The sequence below is a fragment of the Pseudomonas sp. GNP013 genome, from assembly GCF_054343995.1.
On the sequence record NZ_JBTGUT010000001.1, the window covers coordinates 855443 to 880328 of the forward strand.

Annotated in this window: 25 protein-coding genes; 9 read left to right on the plus strand and 16 right to left on the minus strand. The window is 62.6% G+C overall.

Annotated features, from left to right (window positions below; all coding sequences use genetic code 11):
• Positions 1-43: 43 nt before the first annotated feature.
• The 4 genes from ACXX81_RS03940 to gntR form a co-directional block, all read right to left on the minus strand.
• The gene (locus ACXX81_RS03940) at positions 44-1459 is read right to left on the minus strand and encodes an MFS transporter (RefSeq protein WP_209984093.1); all 1416 of its coding nucleotides are present in this window, start codon (positions 1457-1459) and stop codon (positions 44-46) included.
• A gap of 90 nt (positions 1460-1549) precedes the next feature.
• The gene (locus tag ACXX81_RS03945) at positions 1550-2182 is read right to left on the minus strand and encodes a glutathione S-transferase family protein (protein ID WP_209984091.1); all 633 of its coding nucleotides are present in this window, start codon (positions 2180-2182) and stop codon (positions 1550-1552) included.
• A 778-nt stretch (positions 2183-2960) separates the two neighbouring features.
• The gene (locus ACXX81_RS03950) at positions 2961-3194 is read right to left on the minus strand and encodes a DUF6124 family protein (RefSeq protein WP_209984089.1); all 234 of its coding nucleotides are present in this window, start codon (positions 3192-3194) and stop codon (positions 2961-2963) included.
• Between the two features lie 311 nt (positions 3195-3505).
• On the minus strand, positions 3506-4537 hold the full coding sequence (gene gntR, locus ACXX81_RS03955) for an HTH-type transcriptional regulator GntR (protein ID WP_209990484.1): 1032 nt from the start codon (positions 4535-4537) through the stop codon (positions 3506-3508).
• A 226-nt stretch (positions 4538-4763) separates the two neighbouring features.
• Between gntR and ACXX81_RS03960 the strand changes: the two genes are divergently transcribed.
• Both ACXX81_RS03960 and ACXX81_RS03965 read left to right on the plus strand, forming a co-directional pair.
• Entirely contained in the window at positions 4764-5297 is a 534-nt protein-coding gene (locus tag ACXX81_RS03960) for a gluconokinase (RefSeq protein WP_458571240.1), read from the plus strand.
• Between the two features lie 84 nt (positions 5298-5381).
• Positions 5382-6734 carry a GntP family permease gene (locus ACXX81_RS03965; protein ID WP_186751752.1) on the plus strand — a complete coding sequence of 451 codons (1353 nt, stop codon included), beginning with the start codon at positions 5382-5384 and terminating at the stop codon, positions 6732-6734.
• A 144-nt stretch (positions 6735-6878) separates the two neighbouring features.
• Here the strand turns inward: ACXX81_RS03965 and alaC are convergent, their stop codons facing one another.
• Complete coding sequence (alaC, locus tag ACXX81_RS03970; protein WP_209984085.1) at positions 6879-8090, minus strand: alanine transaminase; 1212 nt, start codon at positions 8088-8090, stop codon at positions 6879-6881.
• Between the two features lie 193 nt (positions 8091-8283).
• Here alaC and ACXX81_RS03975 point away from each other — a divergent pair, with 193 nt between their 5' ends.
• The gene (locus ACXX81_RS03975) at positions 8284-8766 is read left to right on the plus strand and encodes a GyrI-like domain-containing protein (RefSeq protein ID WP_458571241.1); all 483 of its coding nucleotides are present in this window, start codon (positions 8284-8286) and stop codon (positions 8764-8766) included.
• Positions 8767-8838: 72 nt separating this feature from the next.
• Here ACXX81_RS03975 and ACXX81_RS03980 read toward each other — a convergent pair whose 3' ends face one another.
• Positions 8839-9330, minus strand: coding sequence for a GNAT family N-acetyltransferase (locus ACXX81_RS03980; protein WP_458571242.1), 492 nt, complete (start codon positions 9328-9330; stop codon positions 8839-8841).
• A 256-nt stretch (positions 9331-9586) separates the two neighbouring features.
• Complete coding sequence (locus ACXX81_RS03985) at positions 9587-10441, minus strand: LysR family transcriptional regulator (protein WP_458571243.1); 855 nt, start codon at positions 10439-10441, stop codon at positions 9587-9589.
• Between the two features lie 89 nt (positions 10442-10530).
• Between ACXX81_RS03985 and ACXX81_RS03990 the strand changes: the two genes are divergently transcribed.
• Positions 10531-11043, plus strand: a complete 513-nt coding sequence (locus ACXX81_RS03990; RefSeq protein WP_209984074.1) for a multidrug/biocide efflux PACE transporter — start codon at positions 10531-10533, stop codon at positions 11041-11043.
• Here ACXX81_RS03990 and ACXX81_RS03995 read toward each other — a convergent pair.
• Positions 10942-11700, minus strand: a complete 759-nt coding sequence (locus ACXX81_RS03995) for an SDR family NAD(P)-dependent oxidoreductase (RefSeq protein ID WP_458571244.1) — start codon at positions 11698-11700, stop codon at positions 10942-10944. The two genes, ACXX81_RS03990 and ACXX81_RS03995, sit on opposite strands and share 102 nt — an antisense overlap.
• A 104-nt stretch (positions 11701-11804) precedes the next feature.
• Here ACXX81_RS03995 and ACXX81_RS04000 point away from each other — a divergent pair, with 104 nt between their 5' ends.
• Entirely contained in the window at positions 11805-12701 is an 897-nt protein-coding gene (locus ACXX81_RS04000) for a LysR family transcriptional regulator (protein ID WP_003237862.1), read from the plus strand.
• Here ACXX81_RS04000 and ACXX81_RS04005 read toward each other — a convergent pair.
• Positions 12698-13615: a LysR family transcriptional regulator gene (locus ACXX81_RS04005; protein ID WP_209984070.1), complete on the minus strand. Its 918-nt coding sequence runs from the start codon at positions 13613-13615 to the stop codon at positions 12698-12700. The two genes, ACXX81_RS04000 and ACXX81_RS04005, sit on opposite strands and share 4 nt — an antisense overlap.
• Before the next feature lie 121 nt (positions 13616-13736).
• Here ACXX81_RS04005 and ACXX81_RS04010 point away from each other — a divergent pair, with 121 nt between their 5' ends.
• Genes ACXX81_RS04010 through ACXX81_RS04020 form a run of 3 tightly spaced genes read left to right on the plus strand, consistent with a single transcriptional unit; the run spans position 13737 to position 16402 of the window.
• On the plus strand, positions 13737-14495 hold the full coding sequence (locus ACXX81_RS04010) for a 5-oxoprolinase subunit PxpA (protein ID WP_458571245.1): 759 nt from the start codon (positions 13737-13739) through the stop codon (positions 14493-14495).
• A 57-nt stretch (positions 14496-14552) separates the two neighbouring features.
• Positions 14553-15431 (plus strand): 5-oxoprolinase subunit B family protein, encoded by an 879-nt coding sequence (locus ACXX81_RS04015; protein WP_338478267.1) that lies wholly within the window; start codon positions 14553-14555, stop codon positions 15429-15431.
• Complete coding sequence (locus ACXX81_RS04020; protein WP_458571246.1) at positions 15428-16402, plus strand: 5-oxoprolinase subunit C family protein; 975 nt, start codon at positions 15428-15430, stop codon at positions 16400-16402. The genes ACXX81_RS04015 and ACXX81_RS04020 overlap by 4 nt, the downstream gene beginning before the upstream one ends.
• A gap of 123 nt (positions 16403-16525) precedes the next feature.
• Here ACXX81_RS04020 and ACXX81_RS04025 read toward each other — a convergent pair whose 3' ends face one another.
• The 7 genes from ACXX81_RS04025 to ACXX81_RS04055 all read right to left on the minus strand — a co-directional run bounded on the left by ACXX81_RS04025 (position 16526) and on the right by ACXX81_RS04055 (position 23572).
• Positions 16526-18142 (minus strand): inorganic phosphate transporter, encoded by a 1617-nt coding sequence (locus ACXX81_RS04025; RefSeq protein ID WP_209984062.1) that lies wholly within the window; start codon positions 18140-18142, stop codon positions 16526-16528.
• 230 nt (positions 18143-18372) lie between these two features.
• A complete protein-coding gene (locus tag ACXX81_RS04030) occupies positions 18373-19395 on the minus strand; it encodes a transporter (RefSeq protein ID WP_057007087.1) in 1023 nt (340 codons plus the stop codon).
• Positions 19396-19495: 100 nt separating this feature from the next.
• Positions 19496-20668, minus strand: a complete 1173-nt coding sequence (locus tag ACXX81_RS04035; RefSeq protein ID WP_458571247.1) for a GAF domain-containing sensor histidine kinase — start codon at positions 20666-20668, stop codon at positions 19496-19498.
• 169 nt (positions 20669-20837) lie between these two features.
• Positions 20838-21152 (minus strand): PepSY domain-containing protein, encoded by a 315-nt coding sequence (locus tag ACXX81_RS04040; RefSeq protein ID WP_209984059.1) that lies wholly within the window; start codon positions 21150-21152, stop codon positions 20838-20840.
• 89 nt (positions 21153-21241) lie between these two features.
• The gene (locus ACXX81_RS04045; RefSeq protein WP_458571248.1) at positions 21242-22369 is read right to left on the minus strand and encodes a glycerophosphodiester phosphodiesterase family protein; all 1128 of its coding nucleotides are present in this window, start codon (positions 22367-22369) and stop codon (positions 21242-21244) included.
• 178 nt (positions 22370-22547) lie between these two features.
• Entirely contained in the window at positions 22548-22868 is a 321-nt protein-coding gene (locus ACXX81_RS04050) for an antibiotic biosynthesis monooxygenase family protein (protein WP_458571249.1), read from the minus strand.
• On the minus strand, positions 22865-23572 hold the full coding sequence (locus tag ACXX81_RS04055; RefSeq protein ID WP_231422905.1) for a CTP synthase C-terminal region-related (seleno)protein: 708 nt from the start codon (positions 23570-23572) through the stop codon (positions 22865-22867). The genes ACXX81_RS04050 and ACXX81_RS04055 overlap by 4 nt, the downstream gene beginning before the upstream one ends.
• A gap of 80 nt (positions 23573-23652) precedes the next feature.
• Between ACXX81_RS04055 and ACXX81_RS04060 the strand changes: the two genes are divergently transcribed.
• Positions 23653-24540 carry a LysR family transcriptional regulator gene (locus ACXX81_RS04060; protein ID WP_458571250.1) on the plus strand — a complete coding sequence of 296 codons (888 nt, stop codon included), beginning with the start codon at positions 23653-23655 and terminating at the stop codon, positions 24538-24540.
• Positions 24541-24886: the final 346 nt, after the last annotated feature.

A 24886-nucleotide genomic window follows, 5' to 3' on the forward strand; every position in this document is an offset into this window, starting at 1 on the left:
ATGTCGCGGCAACCGATGGCCCGTCGACGGCCAACCCTTGCCGTCAATGGGCGATGTTTTCCAGTGTCAGGTTGCGCGTACGCGGCCCGAACCAACTGATGGTGATCATTACGATGAGCATGCTGCTGGCGATAAACGCCAACACCCCCGGAGTGCCCAGGTGTTCGAGGATAAAACCGATCAACAGGCTGCTGAACACTGTCGACAAGCGGCTGAACGAGTAGCAGAAGCCGACCGCCCGCGCGCGAATATTGGTCGGGAACAGTTCGGCCTGATACGAGTGGTAGCTGTAGCTCAGCCAGGCGTTGCAGAAGGTGATCATCACGCCGCAGAAGATCAGCCCCACCGCGCTGGTCTGCAAGGCGAACAGGCTGCCGAAGATCATCGCGCCCATGGCCGAGCCGACAATCTGCCACTTGTTTTCAAAGCGGTTGGCCACCTTCACGAACAGCAGCGGCCCCAGCGGGTAGGCGAGGGTGATGATGAACGCATACAACAGACTGTGGGTCACGCTGACGCCCTGGCCCGACAGCAGCGCTGGCAGCCAATTGCCAAAGCCGAAGAAACCGATGGCCTGGAATACGTGGAACACGATCAGCATCAGCGCACGGCGGCGGTAGGGCGGTTGCCAGATATCGGCGAACCGGCCATTGCCCTGCACGTTGACCGCCTCGGGTTCCGGTTCATCCAGGGGGTTACCGTGATCTTTGCGGCAGCGCGCTTCAAGGTTGTCCATGATGGCGCCGGCTTCGTCGAACCGACCTTGCTGCGCCAGCCAGCGCGGCGACTCCGGCAGGCGCTTGCGCAGTTGCCAGATAAACAGCGCAAACACCGCACTGCTCAGCACCACCCAGCGCCACCCGGCAATGCCAAACGGCGCCTGGGGCACCAGCCACCACGACATCAACGCCACGGTCGGCACCGACAGAAACTGAATGAAAAACGCAAAGGCAAACGCCGAACTGCGCATGCGCTTGGGCACCAGCTCCGAGAGGTAGGCGTCGATGGTCACCAGCTCGATCCCCAAGCCAATGCCCACCAGAAAGCGCATACAAATGATGCCCAGGGCGGAGGTCTGCAGGCCCATCAACACCGTGGCGACGGTGTACCAGACCAGCGCGAAGGTAAAGATCGCGCGGCGCCCGTAGCGGTCGGCGATGGGGCTGAGCAGGCTGGCGCCGAAGAACAGGCCGAGAAACGTCGCCGCTGCGAAGGCGGCCTGGTCGGAGAAGCCGAACACGCCTTCGCTGCCGATGTGGAACAAGCCGGCGCTGATCAGGCCTGGGCTGATGTAGGCGGTCTGGAACAGGTCATACAGCTCGAAAAAACCGCCAATCGACAGCAACGCCACCAGGCGCCAAATAGTCGCAACGGGAGGAAGGCGGTCGATGCGCGCACTGATATGGGCGGCCCGGACCGGATCGATGCCGTCCGTGGAAGAGGCGGTGAGTGTCGACATGAGGGACCCTTTGGTGAGCGGTAAGGAATGGCATTCAGCGTCAAGCTAAACACGTTTACTTACAACTTAACGCGTGTCGCCCCTGTTTTTTCAGTTGTGACCGTCCAGGGCGAAGGTGTGAAAGCCCGCGTGCCGGGCCAGGCGCTGGTAGTACGCCGCGACGGCGGGATAGTGCGGGCGCTGCATTGGCGTCATCTGCCAGCGATGGACCGACAGGCCGATCAGGATGTCGGCGAGGGTGAACTCATTGCCGGCCACGTAGGCACCGGTGTTCGCCAACTGTTGTTCGAGAATGCCCATCCTGTCGTTCCACACCTGCACGGCGGCGGCGATTTGTGTCGCATCCAGACCCTCCGGGTTGTTTCGCACCAGCGCGGTAAAGGCAGCGCCCCAGGCGCGGTTGAGTTCGACGGCTTGCCAGTCGATCCATTGCTCCACCCGGGCGCGCGGCGCCGGCTCGATGGGCAACAGGTCATGGCGCTGGTAAAGGCCCACGAGATAGCGGCAGATGGTGTTGGACTCCCACAGCACGCCGTGGTCGTCGATCATCACCGGTATCTGCGCATTGGGATTGAGGGCAAGGAATTCAGCGGATTGGGTGGGCTTGAAGCCGATGCCCCAGTCCTCACGCACGTAGTCGATGCCCAGTTCCTGGCACGTCCAGAGTACTTTTCGCACATTGATGGAAGACGTGCGGCCCAAGATTTTCAGCGAATGCCCCATGGTGCGCCCCTGGCAATTGAGAATGGCCAATCTAGCAGGGGATGCGAGGCGAGCACAGTCCGTAATATGTGGCGAGCGGGCTTGCCCTAATGCCGTTCAGTTAAGCGCAGATTCCCTGTGGTGAGCAGGCTTGTCCTGCGTTGGGCTGCGCAGCAGCTCCAAAGCCAGGCGCTGAGCCGTATCAGGTACACCGCGTTTTGCTCGATTGGGGGCGCTTCGCGCCCCAACGCGGGGCAAGCCCTAATGCCGTTCAGTTAAGCGCAGATTCCCTGTGGCGAGCAGGCTTGTCCTGCGTTGGGCTGCGCAGCAGCCCCAAAGCCAGGCGCTGAGCCGTATCAGGTACACCGCGTTTTGCTCGATTGGGGGCGCTTCGCGCCCCAACGCGGGGCAAGCCCTAATGCCGTTCAGTTAAGCGCAGATTCCCTGTGGCGAGCAGGCTTGTCCTGCGTTGGGCTGCGCAGCAGCCCCAAAGCCAGGCGCTGAGCCGTATCAGGTACACCGCGTTTTGCTCGATTGGGGGCGCTTCGCGCCCCAACGCGGGGCAAGCCCTAATGCCGTTCAGTTAAGCGCAGATTCCCTGTGGCGAGCAGGCTTGTCCTGCGTTGGGCTGCGCAGCAGCCCCAAAGCCAGGCGCTGAGCCGTATCAGGTACACGGCGTTTTGCTTGATTGGGGGCGCTTCGCACCCCAACGCGGGGCAAGCCCGCTCGCCACAACAAGCCCGCTCGCCACGACAAGTCTGCTTGGCACAGCGCTGCACCGTTTTATTGCGGCCGGCTTTCAAGTGCGTGGCATGTGTTGATCCATCGCTTTGCCCACCAGCAATACGCTCAGCTCACTCAGTTGATGAATGGCGAGCGCAACATCGCGGTGTTTGCCCGTGAGGTCATCGGACAGGTCGAGCAGCAGGGTGCTGACGGAGCATACGGTTTCGTAGCTGTTGGTCAGCAGGGATTCGGTGGAAATATCGGGGACGAGGGTGAAGAGCGTATGCGGGGGATTGACACTTTGCATGGCTAAGTACCTGATTTTTGCCGGCGCCCGCATCGCTACTAAACGAGAGGTGGCAGCTGTACGCAGGTTAGTAGACCGGTAATCCCGCACAAAACCCGGCGCGCCCGAGGGCGCCCTACGCACAGCCGCCATAATGGGCCTGTGCATATTGTGCAAAGGAATTCGGGCTACTAAACCCGACCACCGAGAAATTCGGCGACGGACAAACCTTAGATAGACTGACCCTGGCGCACAAGCCGGCGGATTCTGACGTAAGCGTAGGCAACGGAGCAAGGTGCTTACCGCAATGTCAGCCCATTCCTACAGGCCTCCTACGTGCTCTCCCTCACCTGCAACTCAAACCCCATATCCACCACCGGTTTGGCAATCCGATTACCCGCCATGATCGTCAACAAATGCTCCGCTGCTCGCCGGCCGATCGCTTCGCGTGGCGTGCTGATGCTGCTCAGGCGCGGCACCATGAACGAGGACGCCGGCAAGTCGTTGAACCCCAGCACCGCCACTCGCCCAGGCACCTGAATGCCGTGGCGCATGGCTTCGAGCAGCGCGCCATGGGCCAGGTCGTCGTTGCCGAAGAACACCGCATCCACGTCGGGGTGCGCCGCCAGCAACTGCAGGAACAGTTCGCCGCCCAGGCCCACGGAAGACGGGCGCGGTGTCAGTATTTCCAGCGCCGGGTCGTACAGGCCGGCCTGTTGCAGCGCCCGGCGAAAACCTTCGCCGCGCAGCAGGGTGCGCTGGTCCAGCTGCGCGCCGATATAGGCCAGGCGTTTGCGCCCACGGGACAGCAAATGCGCGGCGGCCGTTTCGCCCGCTGCCAGTTGCGAGAACCCCACGCAGTTCACCCCGGCATTGGGGTCCAGGTCCATCATGTACACGCAGGGCACGTTGCTGGATTCGACCATTCGTCGCGCGCTTTCGGTGCGATCAAAACCCGTCAGCAGCAGGCCGCGTGGCTGGTAGGCCATGTAGTTGCGCAGCAGGTTTTCTTCTTCGTCGCGCGAATAGTGGGAGTTGCCGATCAGCACTTCGAAGCCCTTGGGCCTAAGCACCTGATGGATGGCTTCGAGGGTTTCGATAAACAAAAGGTTGGACAACGACGGCACCAGCACCACCACCGAATGGCTCTGGGCCGAGGCGAGGGCGCGGGCGGCGGGGTTGACCACGTAGTTGAGCTCGGCGGCGGCCTGCCGCACTTTTTCGGCCAGTTCCGTGGCCACGCTGCTGATGCCACGCAGGGCGCGCGAGGCGGTGATCGGGCTGACGCCGGCCAGACGGGCGACTTCGTTGAGGGTCGGGCGACCCGTGGTGCGCGTATTCTTATCGTTCTTGGAGGTCATCAGGCGGCTTGCCAAACAAAAATCGAGGCACTAAGGTAGCGCTGTCTCCGAAGGGCTGCAAATGATTGAACCCTGGGTTGCCTGATCCGGTTCAGTGCTAGAAGCAAGTCAGTTGGAACGGATGCACGCGTCACTCCATAAAAAAAGACAAGACGGCGCGGGAAAAGCCTGTTTTTGCACTAGCCTTACAGCGTGCAAAGGTAGCGCTATCTGCGTCCTGAGGTGTTTCATGAGTCAACCTGTTACCGCCCTGGTCATCATGGGTGTTTCCGGCTGTGGCAAGTCCAGCGTCAGCGAGGCCCTGTGCCGCCTGAACGGCGCCACCGCCATCGAAGGCGACAGCTTTCACCCTGCCGCGAACATCGAAAAGATGAGCGCCGGCCACCCCCTCAACGACGACGACCGCGCCGGCTGGCTCGACATCCTCTGCGATGAGCTGCGCCGTTCGCTCAAGGCCGGCGAGCATCCCGTGCTCACCTGTTCGGCCCTCAAGAAAAAATACCGCGACCACCTGCGCGAAGCCGCGCCGGGCCTGGGTTTCGTGTTTCTGGATCTGACCCGTGCGGTGGCCGCCGACCGCGTGTCCCATCGCCCCGGCCATTTCATGCCGGCCAGCTTGATCGACAGCCAGTTCGCCACCCTTGAATCGCCCAAAGGCGAGCCGCTGACCCTGGCCCTCAACGCCAGCGAAGACAGCGTCGAAGCGCTGGCCGAGCAAACCAATGCCTGGTGGCTCAAGCACGGTTTTGAACCTACTCATTGATTTTTTGCCGGAAGAGATAGCGCTATCCCCGGCAGGAAATTCAACACCCGCTTTAATAACAACAACAAACAGGAGAGACCCCCCATGTTTGGCATGTCCCACGAGTCCTACCTGCTGCTTGATGCAGTGGTCACTATCATCGGGTTGATCGTACTGATCACCCAATTCAAGGTGCACCCGTTCATTGCACTGATCATCGCGGCCGGCTTTCTCGGCCTGACCTCGGGCATGCCCGTGGACAAGATCATCAAGGCCTTCCAGGACGGTTTCGGCGGAGTGCTCGGCTTTGTCGGCATCATCCTTGCGCTGGGCACCATGCTCGGCAAGATGATGGCCGAATCCGGCGGCGCCGATCAGATCGCGCAGACCCTGATCCGCGCCTTCGGCAAGGAAAAGGTGCAGTGGGCGATGATGTTCGCCGCGTTCCTGGTGGGCATCCCGCTGTTCTTCGAGATCGGCTTCGTGCTGCTGATTCCGCTGGTATTCATCGTCGCGCGGCGCACCGGCGTGTCGCTGATCAAGATCGGTATCCCGTTGCTCGCCGGCCTGTCGGCGGTGCACGGCCTGGTGCCGCCGCACCCGGGGCCCCTGCTGGCCATCGGCGTGTTCGGTGCGGACATCGGCAAGACCATCCTGTACGGCCTGATCGTTGCGCTGCCGACGGCCATCATCGCCGGGCCGATCTTCGGTACGTTCATTTCCAAGTACATTCCGGGCAACCCGTCCCAGGAACTGGTGGACCAACTGGCCCGCGAGCCGGAAGCGAAAACCCTGCCGAGCTTCGGCATCACGCTGGTCACCGTGCTGCTGCCGGTGTTCCTGATGCTGCTCAAGACCTTCGCCGACATCGGCCTGCCGGACGGCCATGTGGTGCGCAACTGGATGGACATGATCGGTCACCCGATCACTGCGCTGTTGCTGGCGCTGCTGCTGTCGCTGTACACCTTTGGCCATCGCCAGGGCATCCACGCCAAACAGATCCTCAAGCTGCTCGACGCCAGCCTTGCACCGACCGCCGCGATCATCCTGATCATCGGCGCCGGCGGTGGCTTCAAACAGATGCTGGTGACCAGCGGCGTGGGCGACGTGATCGGCCATATGGCGGTGAGCGCGCAGATCAACCCGATCCTGCTGGCCTGGCTGGTGGCGGCGGTGATTCGTGTGGCTACCGGTTCTGCGACCGTGGCGACCATTACCGGCGCGGGCATTGTGGTGCCGGTGGTGGGCATGATCCCGGGGGTCAACCGTGAGCTGCTGGTGCTGGCGACGGGAGCAGGTTCGTTGATCCTGTCGCACGTCAACGATGCGGGGTTCTGGCTGGTCAAGCAGTACTTCAACATGACCGTGGTGGAGACGTTCAAGACCTGGACGGCGATGGAGACCATCCTGTCGGTGGTGGCGCTGATCTTCATCATGTTGTTGTCGCTGGTGGTGTAAGCCACACCGCAAAACAACGGTGTGAGCCCAATCCAATGTGGGAGGGGGCTTGCTCCCGATGGCAGAGTGTCAGTCACTGCATCTGGTGACTGATCCATCGCCATCGGGAGCAAGCCCCCTCCCACCGTTGTTACAGCATTGAATTCAGGCCCTGGCAACCAACCCATCCGCCCTGAACATCCCGCGAATCCCGCGCACGGCCTGGCGAATCCGGTCCTGGTTCTCGATCAGCGCAAAGCGCACATGGTCGTCGCCATACTCGCCAAAGCCGATGCCCGGCGACACACACACCTTGGCTTCCAGCAGCAATTTCTTGGCAAACTCCAGCGAGCCCATGGCGGCATACGCCTCGGGGATCTTCGCCCATACGTACATCGACGCCTTGGGATTCTCGACCATCCAGCCCAGCTCATGCAGGCCCTTGACCAGCACATTACGGCGCTGGCGGTACTGCTCGGCGATGTCCTTCACGCACTGCTGGTCGCCTTCGAGCGCGGCAATCGCCGCCACTTGCAGCGGGGTGAAGGTGCCGTAGTCGTGGTAACTCTTGATCCGCGCCAGGGCGTTGACCAGTTCCGGGTTGCCCACCATGAAACCGATGCGCCAGCCGGCCATGTTGTAGCTCTTGGACAGGGTGAAAAACTCCACCGCAATGTCCTTGGCGCCGGGCACCTGCATGATCGACGGCGCTTTCCAGCCGTCGTAGACGATATCGGCGTAGGCCAGGTCATGCACCACCAGCACGTCGTACTGCTTGGCCAGGGCGATCACCCGTTCGAAGAAATCCAGCTCCACGCACTGCGCGGTCGGGTTGGACGGAAAGCCGAGGATCATCATCTTCGGCTTGGGGATCGAGCCACGGATGGCCTGCTCCAGCTCGGCGAAAAAGTCCACGCCCGGAATCAGCGGCACCGAACGCACCTGGGCGCCGGCAATCACCGCACCGTAGATGTGAATCGGGTAGCTCGGGTTGGGCACCAGCACGGTGTCGCCCTGATCCAGGGTGGCCAGCATCAGGTGCGCCAGGCCTTCCTTGGAACCGATGGTGACGATGGCCTCCGACTCGGGGTCGATGTCCACGTCATAACGGTCCTTGTACCAGCGCGAAATGGCCCGGCGCAGGCGCGGAATGCCTTTAGAGGTGGAGTAGCCGTGGGTGTCTTCACGCTGGGCGACGGTGACCATTTTTTCCACGATGTGCGGGGGTGTGGGGCCGTCAGGGTTACCCATGCTCAAGTCGATGATGTCTTCGCCGCGCCGACGCGCAGCCATCTTCAGCTCGGCAGTGATATTGAAAACATAGGGAGGGAGTCGATCTATGCGCGCAAAGCGGCGCGGCGAACCTTGGTCGGCCATTGTTGCCTCGAAGTACGTAAGCGCCCGGAACCGTCCGAGCGACGTTGGCCACTGCGGTGGCCTGCGGCAGACAATACGGTCGATGATGGCCAGTTGTCCATACGCGTGGGAAAAATTTCCGCATGGAGCAGGGCGCCGATATACCCCTATACTCGACGCGGGTTTGTTCCCTCATAAGAAGGAGACTGTTCGTATGGATCAGCAGACAAAACAACCGTTGGAGCCGCGCATGGAAGCGGGCAGGGCCATGGTGATTGCGGGCGTAAAAGGGCGTTATTCCAAGGCCACCATCGGTGACATCCCGCGCCTGTGGGAGCTGTTCGACACCTGCATCAAGGACATCGGCAAGCGCGTCGGCGGGGTGACCTATGGCGTGTGTCATAACGCGCACCATGGCGAATTCGACTACATGGCCGGTGTTGAAGTACCCACCAAAGGCGATGTGCCCGGCAACTTCGAATCCATCGAGATCGCGCCGCTCAACTACGCCGTGTTCGCCCATCACGGGCCGGTGCAGGCACTGGCACAGACGTACGAGCGCATCATGTTCGAATGGCTGCCGCAGTCGGGCTACAAGGTCGTGGGGGCGGATTTCGAGCGCTACAGCGCGGACTTTGACGGGCGCAAGGGCACCGGCACGGTAGAGGTCTGGTTGCCGGTTGGGCAGAAGGCCTGAGCCAGCACCAGCAGCTGACGTCACGTAAACATGACATTCGTTTCTGAAGTCATGTTTACGTGACATTTACCGTCATGAATCAAACGCCCGGCGCAACCTGCGCTCATACCCGATCCGCCCTTTGTACGCCTCCCCGCTGTCCACCCACCCCGCCCGCAGGTACAGGCCCATCGCCGCGACGTTGTCACTGTCCACCGACAATTCCAGTGCCTTGATCTGCGGCCAGGTTTCAATGGCCACAGCGGGTAACGCCAGCAGGCAAGCCTTGCCAAACCCGCGCCCTTGCTGGCGCCGATCCACCTGCAACGCGTGCAGCGTCGCGCTGTGTTCATCGGCCCATTGGGGCAGGCACGGGGGGCGCTTGAGCAGTAGGAAGGCAACGGGAATCTCGTCGGCCAGCAGGGCAAATCCCTTCACGCCAGGGCTGGGGTTGACCAGCAGCGTATTGAGGGCGCAGTACATGTCACCGGAAAACGGCAGTTGCTCGGGGTGAACTTCGATGTCGCGCAGTTGCTGCTGTTGCACAGCAGTCAGCGCTTCGTAGGAAACAAGGCGGGTTTGCATAGGGAAAACCGAACGGCGCAGTGAGGAAAGCAGTTTAACGCCTTCCCTGATCGCCCAGACAAAGAAGATCACTCCTGTGGCGAGCGGGCTTGCCCCGCGTTGGGGTGCGAAGCGCCCCCAATCAAGGAAAACGCGGTGTACCTGACACTACGAGGAGTATGGTTTGGGGCTGCTTCGCACCCCAACGCGGGGCAAGCCCGCTCGCCACCACCACAAGCCTGCTGGTCACACGCAAATGCCCTTTGTCTGAAAGGGCTCAGTCAAGCATCTGCCCCAGCAACCAGCTCCCTGCCGGCCCCGGTGGTCGTTGCCGTGACCATAACGCGTCGATCGCCACCGAACGCGGCCAGCCGCGTACCTTGAGTTCCACCAGGCTGGCATTGCCGAAGCGCTCCACCAGCCAGCGGGGCAGGGGCGCCCAGCCGAACCCCAGTTGCGCCATTTCCATCAGCATCAGGTAACTGGCGGCCGACCACACGCGCCCGGCCGCGCGGTTGTCGTAGGGTTTGACGATGCTCGCCAGGCGCAGTTCGCGGTGCTGTTTCAAGCGCTGCGGGTCCACCTGCGCAAGGCTCGCCAGGGCATGCTGCGGTGACACGAACAATGCGGTTTCGGTGCGCTCCTGCACCGGCGAACTGGTGAGGTCGGGCGGGTAGACGTCCTGCTGCTCGATAAACGCCATGTGCGCGCGGCCGCTTTGCACCAGGTCGACCAGGTCATCGCATTCGGCGATCAGCCATTCCAGCTCCAGGTCCGGGTAACGTTCGGCAAAGACGAGGATTGCGGTTTCGAAGCGCGGCGACTGGTAGGTGTCCGACATGGCAATCGTCACTTTCGGCTCCAGGCCCTGTGCCAGTTGACTCGCCGCCAGTTGCAGGCGGCTGCTGGCCTCCAGCACCTGTTCCGCCCGTTGCAGCAGCACACGCCCGGCCGGGGTCAGTGTGGGCTTGCGGCTGCTGCGGTCGAACAGCACCACATCCAGGTCAATCTCCAGGCTCGCCACCGCCGCGCTGATGGTCGACTGGCTCTTGCCCAGCTTGCGCGCCGCCGCTGAAAAAGAGCCCTGGGTGGCGGCCTGAACAAACGCCTGCAGCACTTCGTGAGAGGCCATGAGGTATCGCCTTGGTCGATGGTTATTGGTTATGAAGTATCGGTGTGGCGGGTGAGCATGGCAACCGTCGTCAATCACGGAGCCGGGCCATGAACCCTACCAAATCGATCACTGAACGCGTTTGCCAGGCCCTCGGTTTCGAGGGCCTGGCCTTGTTGATCTGTACGCCGTTGCTGGTGTGGATCACCGGCAGACCGGCGCTGGAAATGGGCGCGGTGACCCTGGGCATGAGTTTGTTGGCGCTGACCTGGAACATCATCTTCAACAGCCTGTTCGACCGACTCACGTTGCGCCTGCAACTCGCCGGCGGCGCCTGGACTCGCGTGCTGCACGCGCTGATGTTCGAAGGCGGGCTGATCATCGTGGCCGTGCCGTTGATTGCCGCGTGGATGAAGATCAGCCTGTTGCAGGCCCTGATGCTCGACATTGGCGTGCTGCTGTTTTTTCTGCCGTACACCTACGTGTATCACTGGGGCTACGACGTGTTGCGCGACAGGTTCCTACAAAAACATGCCACCCGACGCCTCGATACGTTGCCCGGTGATCCATGCGCTGCCGTCGGCCAGCAGGCTGGCGATGACGCCGCCGATATCATCCGGTAAGCCGGCGCGGCCCAGGGCGGTGTTGTTGGCGACCATGGCGTTGAGGCCGGCGTTGTCGCGCACGGCGCCGCCGCCGAAGTCGGTTTCAATGGCGCCGGGGGCGAGTATGTTGACGCTGATGCCACGGGTGCCGAGTTCCTTGGCCTGGTAGCGGGTGAGCACTTCCATCGCGCCTTTCATCGCGGCATAGGCGGCGTAACCAGGCAGGCTGAAGCGCGCCAGGCCGCTGGACACGTTGAGGATGCGTCCGCCGTCGCGGATCAACGGCAACAGCTTCTGGGTCAGAAAAAATGGCCCCTTGAATTGAATCGCCAGCAACTGATCGAACTGCGCTTCGGTGGTCTCGGCAAAGCTTGCGTGAATGCCGATCCCGGCGTTGTTGACCAGAAAATCGAAGTGATCCTGTGCGAAAACATCTCTGAGCACTCGGGTAATGTCGCCAGCGAACGCGTCGAAGGTGGCGCTCTGGCCCACATCCAGTTGCAGCATCGCCGCGCGGCCGCCCAGTTGCTCGATCTGCGTCACCAGCGCCTGCGCCTCGTCGGCCTTGCTGTGATAGGTGCCGATGATGTCGACGCCCTGCGCTGCCAGGTGCAGGGCGGCGTTTTTGCCCAGGCCACGGCTGGTGCCAGTGATCAATGCGATTTTACGGGTCATGGTGAGTGCCTCTGCGTGTGGGTGTGGAATGAGTGTATTTGTCCGACCGCAACGTGATAAACAGCGCTATACCGGAATCACTGGCCGGATAAGGCGAACAATCCATGAACAAGCTTGAACTGCTGCGCACCTTTGTACGGGTCACCGAACTGTCGAGTTTTACCCAGGCAGGCGAGCGCCTTGGCCTGCCGCGCTCCACTGTGTCCGAGCATGTGCAGGCGCTGGAGGAACTGCTCGGCGCGCACCTGTTGCAGCGCACCACGCGCAAGGTGCAGGCGACCCAGGACGGCCTTGTGCTGTATGAGCGCAGCAAGGATCTGCTGGCGCACATGGAGGAGCTCGAAGGGCTGTTTCGTCAGGATGAAGCGCAACTGGCGGGACGTATTCGGGTGGACATGCCCAATGTGATGGCGCGGGACCTGATCCTGCCGCGCCTGCCCGACTTCATGCACGCGCACCCGCTGATCGAGCTGGAAATCAGCACCACCGACCGCCAGGTCGATCTGCTCGCCGAAGGGTTCGACTGCGTGCTGCGCGTGGGTGCGCAGCCGGACCAGAGTGTGGTGGCCCGCTGGCTGTGCAGCCTGCCGATGCTCAACTGCGTGAGCGCCACCTACCTGCAACGCTTTGGCACGCCGCACACACTCGCCGACCTGGCCAACCACCATCTGGTGCATTACGTGCGGCCACTGGGCTCACGCTCGGCGGGGTTCGAATACCTGCAGGGCAACAAGGTGCAGCGCCTGCCCATGGCCGGGCGGGTCACGGTCAACAGCACCGATGCCTACAAGTCGGCATGCCTGGGCGGTTTCGGGATTATTCAGGTGCCAGCCCTGGGCCTCGGCGCTGAACTGGCCAGCGGTGAGCTGGTGGCGGTATTGCCGGACTACCCGGCACCGCCGCTGGACGTTTCATTGCTGTACGCCGGGCAGCGGCATTTGCCGTTGCGCGTGCGGGTGTTCATGGACTGGCTGGCCGGCGTGCTGCAAGCGCAGCTCTAACGCCGCGCCGACAACTGCTGCGGCGCCAGGAACGCGTCGTGGAAGTAGTCGCGAAACGCCTGCATCGCCGGGGTAAACGCGCGCTCGCGGTGCCAGGCCAGGCCCACGCTCATGGGCGTTACCGGGTCGGTGACGGTCAGGGTTTCGATGCGCTTGCCTTCCAGCGACCAGGGCCGGTGCACCAGGTCCGACAGGATCGCCACGCCGCTGCCATTGGCGACCATGCTGCGCACCGCTTCCACCGAACTGGTGCGCAGCCGCACGTTTGGCGTCTGCCCGGCCTGTTCCCAGTAGCGCATGGCGCTGTGTTCGGCCTCGTCCACGGTGAGCAGGATATAAGGCTCCTGCGCCACGTCCGCCAGGCTCACCGCGCCCCGTTCGCACAACGGATGATGGCTGGGCAGCCACAGGCGGCGTTCGGAGTTGAACAGGATTTCCGAGACGATCGCCGGGTGCGTGAGGTTGGCGGTGAGCACCACGGCCATGTCGAACCCGCCGTCGAGCAGGCCCTGTTCGATGGCCTGGCGCTCCTGTTCGAACACCTCGATGGTCACGTCCGGGTGCCAGTGCTCCATGCGCTGCAAGTGGTGCGGCAAAAAATAGCCCAGCACGGTGTAACTGGCGGCGACGCGCAGTACGCCGCTGGCGCGGTGGTCCGGCAAGGGGCTGTTCAGCGCGTCGTCGACACTGCGCACGATCACATAGGCACGGTTGAGAAAGTGCCGGCCTGCGTCGGTGAGGTTCATGCCCTGGGCCGAGCGCATGAACAACTGCACGCCGAGCAGGGCTTCCAGCTCCTTGATCGCCGTGGTGACCGCCGATTGGGAGATGTTCAAGTGAATCGCCGCCTGGGAAATCTGGCCGATTTCGGCGGTGGCGACAAAGTAACGGACCTGGCGCAGGGTGAGGGACATCTGCCTCTCCAGTACTTGGGGGTATCTGATTTTCAGAAGATGCCCCATCTGATAATAGATCTTCCCAAGGGGTCAAGGGGCAGCCTACTTTCGCTGCATCCCCTTTGACGGAGCGCACGCGATGCAGGCAGTGGATTTCAATTCAGACATGGGCGAAGGCTTCGGCCCCTGGACCATCGGCGACGGCGTCGACGCGGAGTTGATGGCCTATATCAGCTCGGCCAATATCGCCACCGGCTTTCACGCCGGCGACCCCGGCACCATGCGCCGCACCGTGGCGCGCGCCAAACAGCTGGGCGTCGCCATCGGTGCGCATCCGGGCTTTCGCGACCTGGTCGGTTTCGGCCGCCGCCATATCAACGCGCCGGCCCAGGAACTGGTGGACGACATGCTCTACCAGCTCGGCGCCCTGCGCGAAATCGCCCGGGCCCAGGGGGTGACCCTGCAGCACATCAAACCCCATGGCGCGCTCTATATGCACCTGGCCCGCGACGAGGAAGCCGCGCGCCTGCTGGTACAAAACCTGCAAATCATCGAGCCGACGCTGTTGCTGTACTGCATGCCCAACTCGGTGATCTGGCGCGTTGCCAGCGAGCTGGGGCAACCCGTGGTGCGCGAGTTCTACGCCGACCGTGAGTACGACCTCAGCGGCTCCATCGTGTTTACCCGCAACGTGCGTGCGCTGGACCCGGCCACCGTGGCGGCGCGGGTGCTGCGCGCGTGCCAGAGCGGGTGGGTGCGCACTGTGGAAGGCGAAGACCTGTTCATCGAATTCGACTCCATCTGCCTGCACAGTGACACCCCCGGCGCGCTGGAACTGGTGGAAGCCACCCGTGAAGCGCTGGACCGCGCCGGTATTGACGTCAGAACCCCCCAATAAGATCGACCCGCTAACTTTTTTGCCTGCCTTTCTACAATGATTCCAAGAGGAACAGACATGGCTGAAACGTCCCCCATCCGCTACAGCTTCGGTGCTGACGAACACCTGTTCGCCGAGGTCAGCGACAGCATGTCCCTGGAGGCCTTCTTCACAGGCATGGCGGTGACCCGCGCGGTGGAGCGTCTGGCGCTGGAAGGCGTGCTGGATATCTGTCTGGCCAACGCCTCGTTCCAGATCCGCTTCGATCCCGACCGTATCGCGCCCCACGTGTTGCTCGACGCCGTGCAAAGCGCCGAGGCCCAGGCCGTGGCCGAGCGCACCCTGCACACGCGCATCATCGAAATTCCGGTGCTCTACAACGACCCCTGGACCCATGAAACCCTGATGCGTTTTCGCGACCGTCATCAGGACCCCAGCGGCACTGACCTGGAATACGCCGCGCGCATCAACGGCCTGGCCGATGTGGACGCGTTCATCCACGCCCACAGCGGTGCGCCGTGGTTTGTGTCGATGGTCGGGTTTGTGGCGGGCTTGCCGTTCATGTTTCAGATGGTCGAGCGCGCGCGGCAGTTGCAGGTGCCCAAGTACCTGCGCCCGCGCACCGACACGCCCAAACTGACCCTGGGCCATGGCGGCTGTTTCGGCTGCATCTACTCGGTGCGCGGCGCCGGCGGTTATCAGATGTTTGGGGTGACCCCGGCACCGATCTACGACCCGGCGCAGCAGTTGGCTTACCTCAAGGAGCACATGGTGTTCTTCCGGCCTGGCGACATCGTGCAGTTCAAGCCGATTGACCGTGATGCCTATGACCTGGCGGTGGCTGAAGTGGACGCCGGGCGCTTCGACCTGCGCATCCGCCCGGTGGAATTTTCCCTCGACGCGTTTCTCGCCGACCCCGTCGGCTACCCGAAAACCCTGCAGGAGGCGCTGGCATGATCAAGGTGCTCAAACCTGGCCTGGCCACCTCCGTGCAGGACCTGGGCCGCGAAGGTTATTACCACCTGGGCATCCCGCCTTCGGGTGCGCTGGACCAATACGCGCTGAGCGCGGCCAACCACCTGGTGGGCAACCCGCTGGGGGCGGCGGGGCTGGAATGCACCTTGATCGGCCCTGAGCTTGAGTTTACGCTGGACGCGTTGGTGGCACTCAGCGGCGCATTGATGTCACCGCGCCTGGACGGCGAGGTGGTGCACCAGGACACCGCCTTTGCGGTGCGCGCCGGCCAGGTACTGCGCTTCACGTTTCCCGTGGCCGGCGCACGCACATACCTGGCCGTGGCGGGCGGCATTGATGTGCCGCTGGTGCTCGGCAGTCGCTCCACTTATACCCTGGGCGCGCTGGGCGGTTTCCATGGCCGGCGTCTGCAGGAGGGCGATGTGTTGCCGGTCGGCGAAGCCAGCGGCGCGGGTCGTGTCGGCAACAGCCTGCCGATGGCCTTGCGCCGTTCGGTGGGCGGCGACATAACCCTGCGCGTGGTGCCGGGGCTGTATTACGAGCGCTTGACCACGGGCGCGAAAAGCAGCTTTTTTGCCGAACCCTGGACGGTGGGCTCCGAGGCCGACCGCATCGGCTATCGCTTCAAGGGCGGCAGCGCGTTGAGCTTTCAGCCACGGGAGCAGCCGTTTGGCGCCGGCTCCGATCCGTCGAATATTGTCGACAGCTGCTACCCGATCGGCTCGATCCAGGTACCGGCGGGTCTGGAGCCGATCGTGCTGCACCGCGACGCGGTGTCGGGCGGTGGCTACGCCATGATCGGCACCGTGATCAGTGCCGACCTGGACTTGATCGGACAGATGCAGCCGAACCAGCGGGCGGGGTTTGTGGCGGTCAGCCTGGAAGAGGCGCTGGAGGCGCGGCGCGTCTACAAGAAGCGCCTCAACATAATGGCCGGGTTATTCACGTCCTGAAAAACACAGAAAACCCCTGTGGGAGGGGGCTTGCTCCCGATAGCGGTGGGTCAGCCAATTTTCAGGTAGCTGACCTGCCGCCATCGGGAGCAAGCCCCCTCCCACATTTTGAACAGTGTCCGGTCAGAACAGTTGGGTGAACAGCCAGTACAGGCTGCCCGACAGCAGAATCGCCGCCGGCAAGGTCAGCACCCATGCCATCAGCAGGTTACGGATGGTGCGCATCTGTAACCCACCACCATTGGCCACCATCGTGCCCGCCACGCCCGATGACAACACGTGGGTGGTCGACACCGGCAATCCATACATATCCGCCGCGCCGATGGTCAGCATCGCGACCATTTCCGCCGATGCGCCCTGGGCGTAAGTCAGGTGGGTCTTGCCGATCTTCTCGCCCACCGTCACTACGATGCGCTTCCAGCCAACCATGGTGCCCAGCCCCAATGCGATGGCCACGGCGATTTTCACCCACAGCGGAATAAAGCGCGTGGAGTTGTCGAGTTGCTGTTTGAACAGTTGCAGCTTGTCCTGGGTGTCGGCGTCGAAGTTGCCGACCTTGCCCTTGTCCATCAGGCGAATGGTTTCGCTGGTCAGGTACATGTCGTTACGCACGTTGCCTACCGCTTCGGCGGGGACTTTGGCGAGGGAGCCGTAGCCTTTTACTTCGTCACCGATGTGGCCGGTGAGGGCGGCCAGCGCCGGCACCAGGTCCGCCGTGGGCTCCTTGGTGCGCACGTAGGTGGAGAGGACCGGGCGCGGGTCACCGAGCAATGGCTGCGGTGCGCTTTTCACCAGCGCCACCTGGGTCACCTCGGCCACCGCCGCGAACTGCAACGACTGCTCGGCGGGCATGGCGCGGTTGAGGGCATAGGCCATCGGCAGGGTGCCGACGAGGATCAACATGATCAGGCCCATGCCTTTTTGCCCGTCGTTGGAGCCGTGGGCAAACGACACGCCGGTGCAGGTGACGATCAGCATGCCGCGGATCCACCACGGCGGCGGGGCGTCGCCCTTGGGCGCCTTGTACAGCGCGCGATTCTTGACGAAGGCGCGCAGGGCCAGCAACAGCAGCGCGGCAAAGCCGAAGCCGATCAGTGGCGAAAGCAGCAGCGCATAACCGATCTTGATCGCCTGGCCCCAATCCACGCCGCTGGTGCCGTCACGCCCGTGCATCAAGGCATTCGCCACGCCGACGCCGATGATCGAGCCAATCAGGGTGTGGGAAGAGGAGGCCGGCAAACCCAGCCACCAGGTGCCGAGGTTCCACAGGATGGCTGCAATCAGCAGGGCGAAGATCATCGCAAAACCGGCCGAGGAGCCCACCTGCAGAATCAGCTCGACCGGCAGCAGGGCGATGATGCCGAATGCCACCGCGCCGCTGGAAAGCAACACGCCGAGAAAGTTGAAGAACCCCGACCACACCACCGCAAAGTGCGGCGGCAGCGAGTTGGTGTAAATCACGGTTGCGACCGCGTTGGCGGTGTCGTGGAAGCCGTTGACGAACTCGAAACCCAGCGCGATCAACAACGCCACACCCAGCAGCAGGAACGGCGTCCAGGTGGTGACAACGGCGCCCATTTCCTTCATGTCGTGCATCAGGCTGTAGGCGGTGAACAACAGGCCCATGGCAAGCACGGCGAAGAACATGATCACGGTGATCAGGCCGGGTTTCTTGTCCAGTCGGGGTTTGGGATCGCCGTGTGAGGCGGTGGTGGAGGCAGTCAGTGAAGGGGTGGCCATGCCGGAGCATCCTGTGTGAGGAAGGATGTCGCCCATGATCATTACAAAATGTTACAGAGATACTGCAACAGGTCAGTGTTCACGCGAATGAAATGGCCACTTGTCCAGAACTCACCGCCAACCCCATGTGGGAGGGGGCTTGCTCCCGATAGCGGAGTGTCAGGCACTGATGTGTCACTGACCCACCGCTATCGGGAGCAAGCCCCCTCCCACAGTTGATTGCATTGCAATCAGTAGTCTTTGCGTTTGCGGAAGGCCCAGCGCCCGGCGATCAAGGTGAAGGTGGCCACCAGCGCCACCAGGATCCAGAAGCCTTCCGGGTCCTGGGAGAGCGGTACGCCGCCCACGTTCATGCCGAAGAAACCGGCGATGATGTTGATCGGCAACGCCAGCACCGTGACCACGGTCAGGGTGAACAGCGTGCGGTTGCTCTGCTCGTTGAGATTGGCGGCGATTTCTTCCTGCAACAGCTTGATACGTTCACCCAGGGCCGTGAGGTCGTTGATGATCAGCGCGAACTCCTCGGTGGATTTGCGCAACTCCTTCACGTCTTCCTTTTGCAGCCATTGTGGCGGGCGATTGAGCAGGCGCAGCAGCGAGCCCGGCTCCAGCGCCAGCAGGCGTTGCAGGCGCACCAGCACACGGCGCGCGGCACCGAGTTCGGCGCGGTTGGTGGCCAGTTGCGAGGACAGCAGCTGGTCTTCGATATGGTCGACGCTGATGCTGGTCTTGCGCACGATCTGCGTCAGCACTTCGCCCTGATCGCGCAGCAAATGCACCAGCAGCGCCAGCGGTGAGCGAAAGCCCTCACCGGCCTTCACCGAGGAACGCAACTTGTCCACCGAGTGCAACGGTTGCAGGCGCGCGCTCACCAGCAGGCGGCTGCGGGCGCACACCCACAAGGTGGAAATGTCCGACGACACCAGGCTGCTGAAGTTGAACACCACGTCGTTGACCACCGCCAGCAAGGCCGAGTCCACATGTTCGATACGCGTGGAGCGCGAGCCTTCGTGCAGGGCTTCGAAGAACTCCTCGGGCAAATCCAGATGCGCCTGCATCCAGCGTTCGCACGCGGCGTGGGCCAGGTTCAGGTGCAGCCACAAAAACTCGTCGGGGTCGGCCGGTTGTTGCAGGGCCTGCAGGGCGGTGGCGGAGTCGATCTGTTCGCCCTTTTCACCGGGGCGAAAACGGAAACCGTAAAGCAGGCCAAACAGATCGGGATCCTGGTGGCTGTGGTCAATGCTGTGGTTCATGGAGTCTCGCAGGGAAAGCGCCTGTAGGACGTTTCACAGGTTCGCATGCGCGAATCATTGCAAGGCTGGATGACGATTTTGTGACGCTTTGAAAACTTGCTCAGCGCGTCGTCAGCATGAAGGTGAAGCACGTCCCCGAATGCTCGCAGGTCAATACCTCCAGATCCCCGCCGTGGGCGTCGGCAATCTGCTTGACGATATACAAACCCAGGCCCAGGCCTGCTTGCGGGGTGTCGGTGACGGGGCGCGCGTAGGGCTCGAACAGGCGAGGCAAGGCCTGCCGGCTGATCTGCCCGGAATTTTTTACCGAGAGCGTGAAGAGGCCATGCTCGATCTTCGCCGTGACGTCCACAGGTCCCTCAGGGCGCCCGTGATGGATGGCGTTGGCCACCAGGTTCGAGAGTAACTGCGCCAGGCGCTCGCGGTCGCCGTGGACGCCACGCAGGTCGCCGATATCGGCGCGAATCACCCGCGTGGGGTGCACGCTCTGCACTTCGGACACCACGTGTTGCAGGGCGCTCTGCAACCCTTCGCAATCGCTCAGGTGCAGCGGAATGCCGCTGCCCATGCGGCCACGGGCGAAATCCAGCACGTCTTCGACCAACTGCGCAGCACGCCGGCCGCTGGTGAGAATGTGCTGCACCAGCGGGTCGGTGGCCGCTGATGAATGCTTGCGCAGCAGGCGTTCGGCGCTGAAGTTGATGGCGAACAAGGGGTTGCGCAGGTCATGGCCCAGCACCGCGATAAATTGCTCGCGCAGTTCTGCGGTGCCACGTTCTTCGTGCAGTTGCGCTTCGGTATGTTGCAGGGCTTCTTCGGCTTCGATCTGCAGCGACAGCACCCGCGCGAACGACTCCATGGTGGATTGGATCGCGCTGCTGCGCAGGTTGGCGGGGTTGGTGTCGAGGGCGCAGATGGTGCCGAAAAAACGCCCGTCGGTGCGGAACACCGGCACCGAAATATAGCTTTCAAACTGGTAGATACGCGGCGTGTGGTGGTCGTGATAAAGCGGGTCTTCGCTGGCCTTGTCGATCACCACGGACACATGGGAACCGCGGATTTCGTGGCAGATAGTGGTGGTCAGGTCCAGCTCGCCGCCGACCCCGAGGCCGAATTCCAGGTGGTCAAGCACGGCGCAGGCGGTCCAGGTGTCGTCGGTCACCCTGGCCACGGCAGCGAAGCGCAGGCCGGTCATGTCGCTGATGACCTGAAGCATCGCGGGCACGGCGCTGATCCGGCCAATGGTAGCGATGTCGGCAGCTTTTGGTTCCATGCAGCAGCCTCTGTGCGCAGCGTGAAGGGCGTGGTTCCCTGCCCGATGCGGGGGATTTTAACGACCTTGGGTGGCGTGAGGGTAATTTCCTTTAATAAAGTAGGAATTTTCCTGCGCCCATAAAAAAACCGCGCCACCCGAAGGTGGCGCGGTTTTTTGGGGATTCAACTCAAGTGTCTTGCTTGTTTTCCAGCACGGCACCGGTCTTGGCGTCGAGCTTCACTTCAAAGCGCTTGCCGGTGGTGTCGGTCAGGTCCACTTCGTAGACATACTGGTCAGCGAAGCCGTGTTTGGTGTCCAGCTCAGTGTCAGTGATCGAAGCGCCAGGGTGAGTTGCCACGGCTGCTGCGTTGAGCTTGTCGAAAGGCATCACGGCGCCCGACTTGAGCAGGCCATCAATGTGATCCGGACGAACATCCGCCTGAGCCAAACCGGCGGTCAGGGTCAGGGCGGTGGCAGCGAACAGGGCAGTCAAAGTTTTCATGGTGTGTCCTCTTGGGTGAACTGTTTAAGTGGCGCCAGATTAACCAGCGCAACTTAATTCATCCTTAATGGCGCACTGACACCAATGCCTCAGTATTTATAGTCGTTGAGCAGGTCCTGCACGCTGGACGACGGCCAGCGCTTGTAGAACTTCAGCAGTTCGGCCGCGCGGTTGGTGAAGATGCCGTCGACACCGGCGTTCATCACTTTTTCGAAATCCACCGGCTCATCGACGGTGTAGACGTGCACCAGCAGGCCTTTATCGTGGGTCAGTTTGTTCATTTGCGGTTTCACCAGGTCGGTGTAGCTCTGGTCACCGTGATGGGTCTGCTCGGCCGAAGGGCCGGTGCCGATGGCGCCAAGGTCCTTGGCCTGGTCGACCCATTTTTCGAACTCGGCGGCGTCTTTCGGCTCTTGCTTGGCGTAGTAGGCGGCCTTGGTCGGCTCGCCGGATTCGGCGAAGGTCTGTTTGGATTTCGGCTCGATGCTGCCTTCACCCACCCACAGCAGCAGAATCTTCGGCGTGTTCGGCATTTCCTTTTGCAGCTCTTTGAGGCTCGACACCTCGAAGGTTTGTAGCACCACGCGGCCCTTGCCCTGGCCGACGCCGGTGTTGCTCTTGCCCAGCTTGGAACCGGCGGAACTCAGCCAGCCCTTGTCCAGCAGCTTGGTTTTGAGGTCGGCTTCGATGCCCGGGAATTGCTTGGGCTCCTTGGTCTCGATGTACAGGCCGGGTTTGTGCTGCGGGTTGCCTTCGGCGATTTTGATGATGTCGTCCAGGCTCTGGATTTTCAGGCCGACGAAGCCCGGGCGGGCGCGGTCCGGGTAAGCGGCGTTGAACCAACTGCCGGCGTCGAGGGTTTGCAGTTCTTTCCAGGTGAACTCGTTGGCCGGCGCGTCTTTGCGCTCGGGGAACTTGCTGGCCACGTCGGTGGTGCGCTGCAGGTTATTGTCGTGCAGGGCAAACAGCACGCCGTCCTTGCTGCGCTGCAGGTCCATTTCCAGGTAGTCGGCGCCCAGGTCGCGCGCGACCTTGTAGGCCGCGGCGGTGGATTCGGGGGCATCGTAGGACGCACCACGGTGGGCGATGACGGCCGGGTAGGGGATGCCTTCGTTTGTCGCCAACTCGGCCGGGCTGATCGAGTCGGCTGCCTGCGCCTGGCCAAGACCGAGCATCAGTGCGAGCAGCAAAGCGCTCTTGGAAAACGTGACAGGCATAAGCGAAGTCCTTTCGTGGAGGTAACTTGAGAAGGCTTCCTTTTTAACAAGTGATTGTGAACGGCGCTATCACCAAACCGACATTAACGTGCGCGCGGGGTGTTTTAGGGTCTTTCTTGACCCGGTAAAGATCAAATTGTGGGGAGGGAGCAAGCCCCTCCCCACAGAGGTGTGCATTTCAGACTGAAAAGGCGTAAGCCCTTTCGACCTTGCACACGCGCGTATGAAGCGCCGAATACCAGCTGGCGCGCCCTTGCTCGCGTACCTGCGTGTGCTCGGCGTTTTGCTTCCACGCCAGAATCGCCGCTTCGCTACGCCAATACGAAACCGTAATCCCCAGCCCGTCCTCGCGCGCCGACTCCACGCCGAGGAACCCCGGTTGTTCGCGGGCCAGTTCCAGCATGCGCAGGGCTGCCTGGCCGTAACCCTGGTCCCCCTCGCTGCGCAGCGAGCTGAAGATCACCGCGTAGTAGGGCGGCGCGGGTGTGTTGGCGATCATGCCGAAAGCGCCTGGCAGGCCTTGAGCAGCGCCATCGCCAGTGGCGGCGTGGTGCCCTTGAGCGCCGCACGTTCGGGCTGGAACAGCGTGGCGACGAAGAACGGGTGGTTCAGCAGTTCGACGGCGCGCGGCTCGCCGGCGGCGTCGTGGCCGCTGGCAATCAAGTCGCCTTCCAGCAGAGCGCTTTCGAAGGCGGGGTTGATGCCGTAGCGGCAGCGGTAGCCTTCTTCGAGATCCAGCTGGCCGTAGGCATCGGCGATGCGGGTGTTGGGGACCAAACGTATGGTGTCGATCGCCTCCACCAACGCGCAGCCAAGCGGCGCGATCACCGCACGCTGGGCATCCGGCACCAGTTCACCGTGTTCGGCATCGGCCCAGCCCAGTACATGGCGGGCATATTCGAGCACAGCGTGCTGAAAACCGCCGCAGGTGCCGAGGAAAGGGCGCCGCTGTTCGCGGGCAAAACGCACCGCGCGCAAGGCGCCTTGCGTGTCGCGGTAGGGGCTGGCGGGCACGCACCAAAAACCGTCGAAACCCTGCAACAGCGCCGTGGAGGTGAGCGTGTCGGTGGCGAGCCACTTGACGTGCACCGTCAGGCCCAGGGTGTGCGCGGCCTGTTGCAGCGCGAGCGGGATCGCCTGGTGCGCGATCACATCCGGGTTGTAGTCGCCGATCAGGGCAATGTGCAGAGCGGTGGTTTTCATCAGAGGCATCCCATGGCTTGTTGTGTCCTGATGCGCACTATAGATTGGCGCTCACGCAATCAAAATTGGCGTTTTCCCACATGCTCAATGCAGCTACGCACTATCAAATCGACTACACCGACCTGTCCCTGATCCTGGCGCTGGTGCGCGGCGGCAGCCTGGCGCGGGCGGCGGCGTTGTTGCGGGTGGATGTGTCCACGGTGTTCCGCGCGGTGCGGCGGCTGGAGGCGGCACTGGGGCAAACGCTGTTTGAAAAAAGCCGCGCCGGTTACCTGCCCACCGGCCTGGCAAGCAACCTGGCGCAGCAGGCTGAACGTGCCGAGCAGGCCCTGGAAGCCGCGCGCATCGGTGTGGAGCAGGGCGGCGAGGTGATCAGCGGCACGGTACGCCTGACCTGCACCGACTCTGTGCTGCAAAGCCTGCTGTTGCCGGCACTGGCGCAGTTCATGCCGGCTTACCCGGCGCTGACGCTGGAGCTGAGCACGTCGAATGACTTTGCCAACCTCAGCCGCCGCGATGCCGACATTGCCCTGCGCCTGACCCGGACGCCGCCGCAGCACCTGGTCGGACGCAACCTGGGCAGCGTGGCGTATCGGGTGTGTGCCAGCGCCGAGTATGCGCGCCGGCACGCGGGCCGCGCGTTGGCCGAGCTGGACTGGATCGCGCCGGATGATTTCCTGCCCGATCACCCCACCGTGGCCTGGCGCCGTGAACACCTGCCGGGTGTGCGCCTCAGTTACCGCTGCAACAGCATGCTCTCGGTGACCGAACTGGTGCGGGCCGGGCTTGGGGTGGCGGCCTTGCCGGACTTTTTACTGGACGCGCAACTGCAACCCCTGGGGCCTGCGCTGGCAGGGCACGATACCGCGCTATGGCTGCTGACACGCCCGGATTGCCGGGCGTTGCGTTCGGTGGTGACGCTGTTTGAGCAGTTGGCGCAGCACGTGCCCGGAGCGAGGCCCAACTGAGGTATGCGGACTCGGATGTGCAGCAATTCCCAATGTGAGAGCAAGCTCAAATGTGGGAGCGTGTTTGACGGGGCGCTTCCAGATCAAAAGCAAAAGCAAAAGCGTGGCGGCCTGAGAGCCGACCGAAATGGTCTGCCGAACGCTGTACAAAATGTGGGAGGGGGCTTGCTCCCGATGGCGTCGGCCCAGCAAACATTGATGTTGAAGACCCACCGCTTTCGCGGGCAAGTCGAATCGTCGCACCGCCGCTCCCACAGGGGAGCTGCGCTTAACTGACTGGCATTAGGGCAAGTCCCCTCCCACATTAGGCACCCTTTGGCATTGGCACCGTTTGGCGGATCAAGCA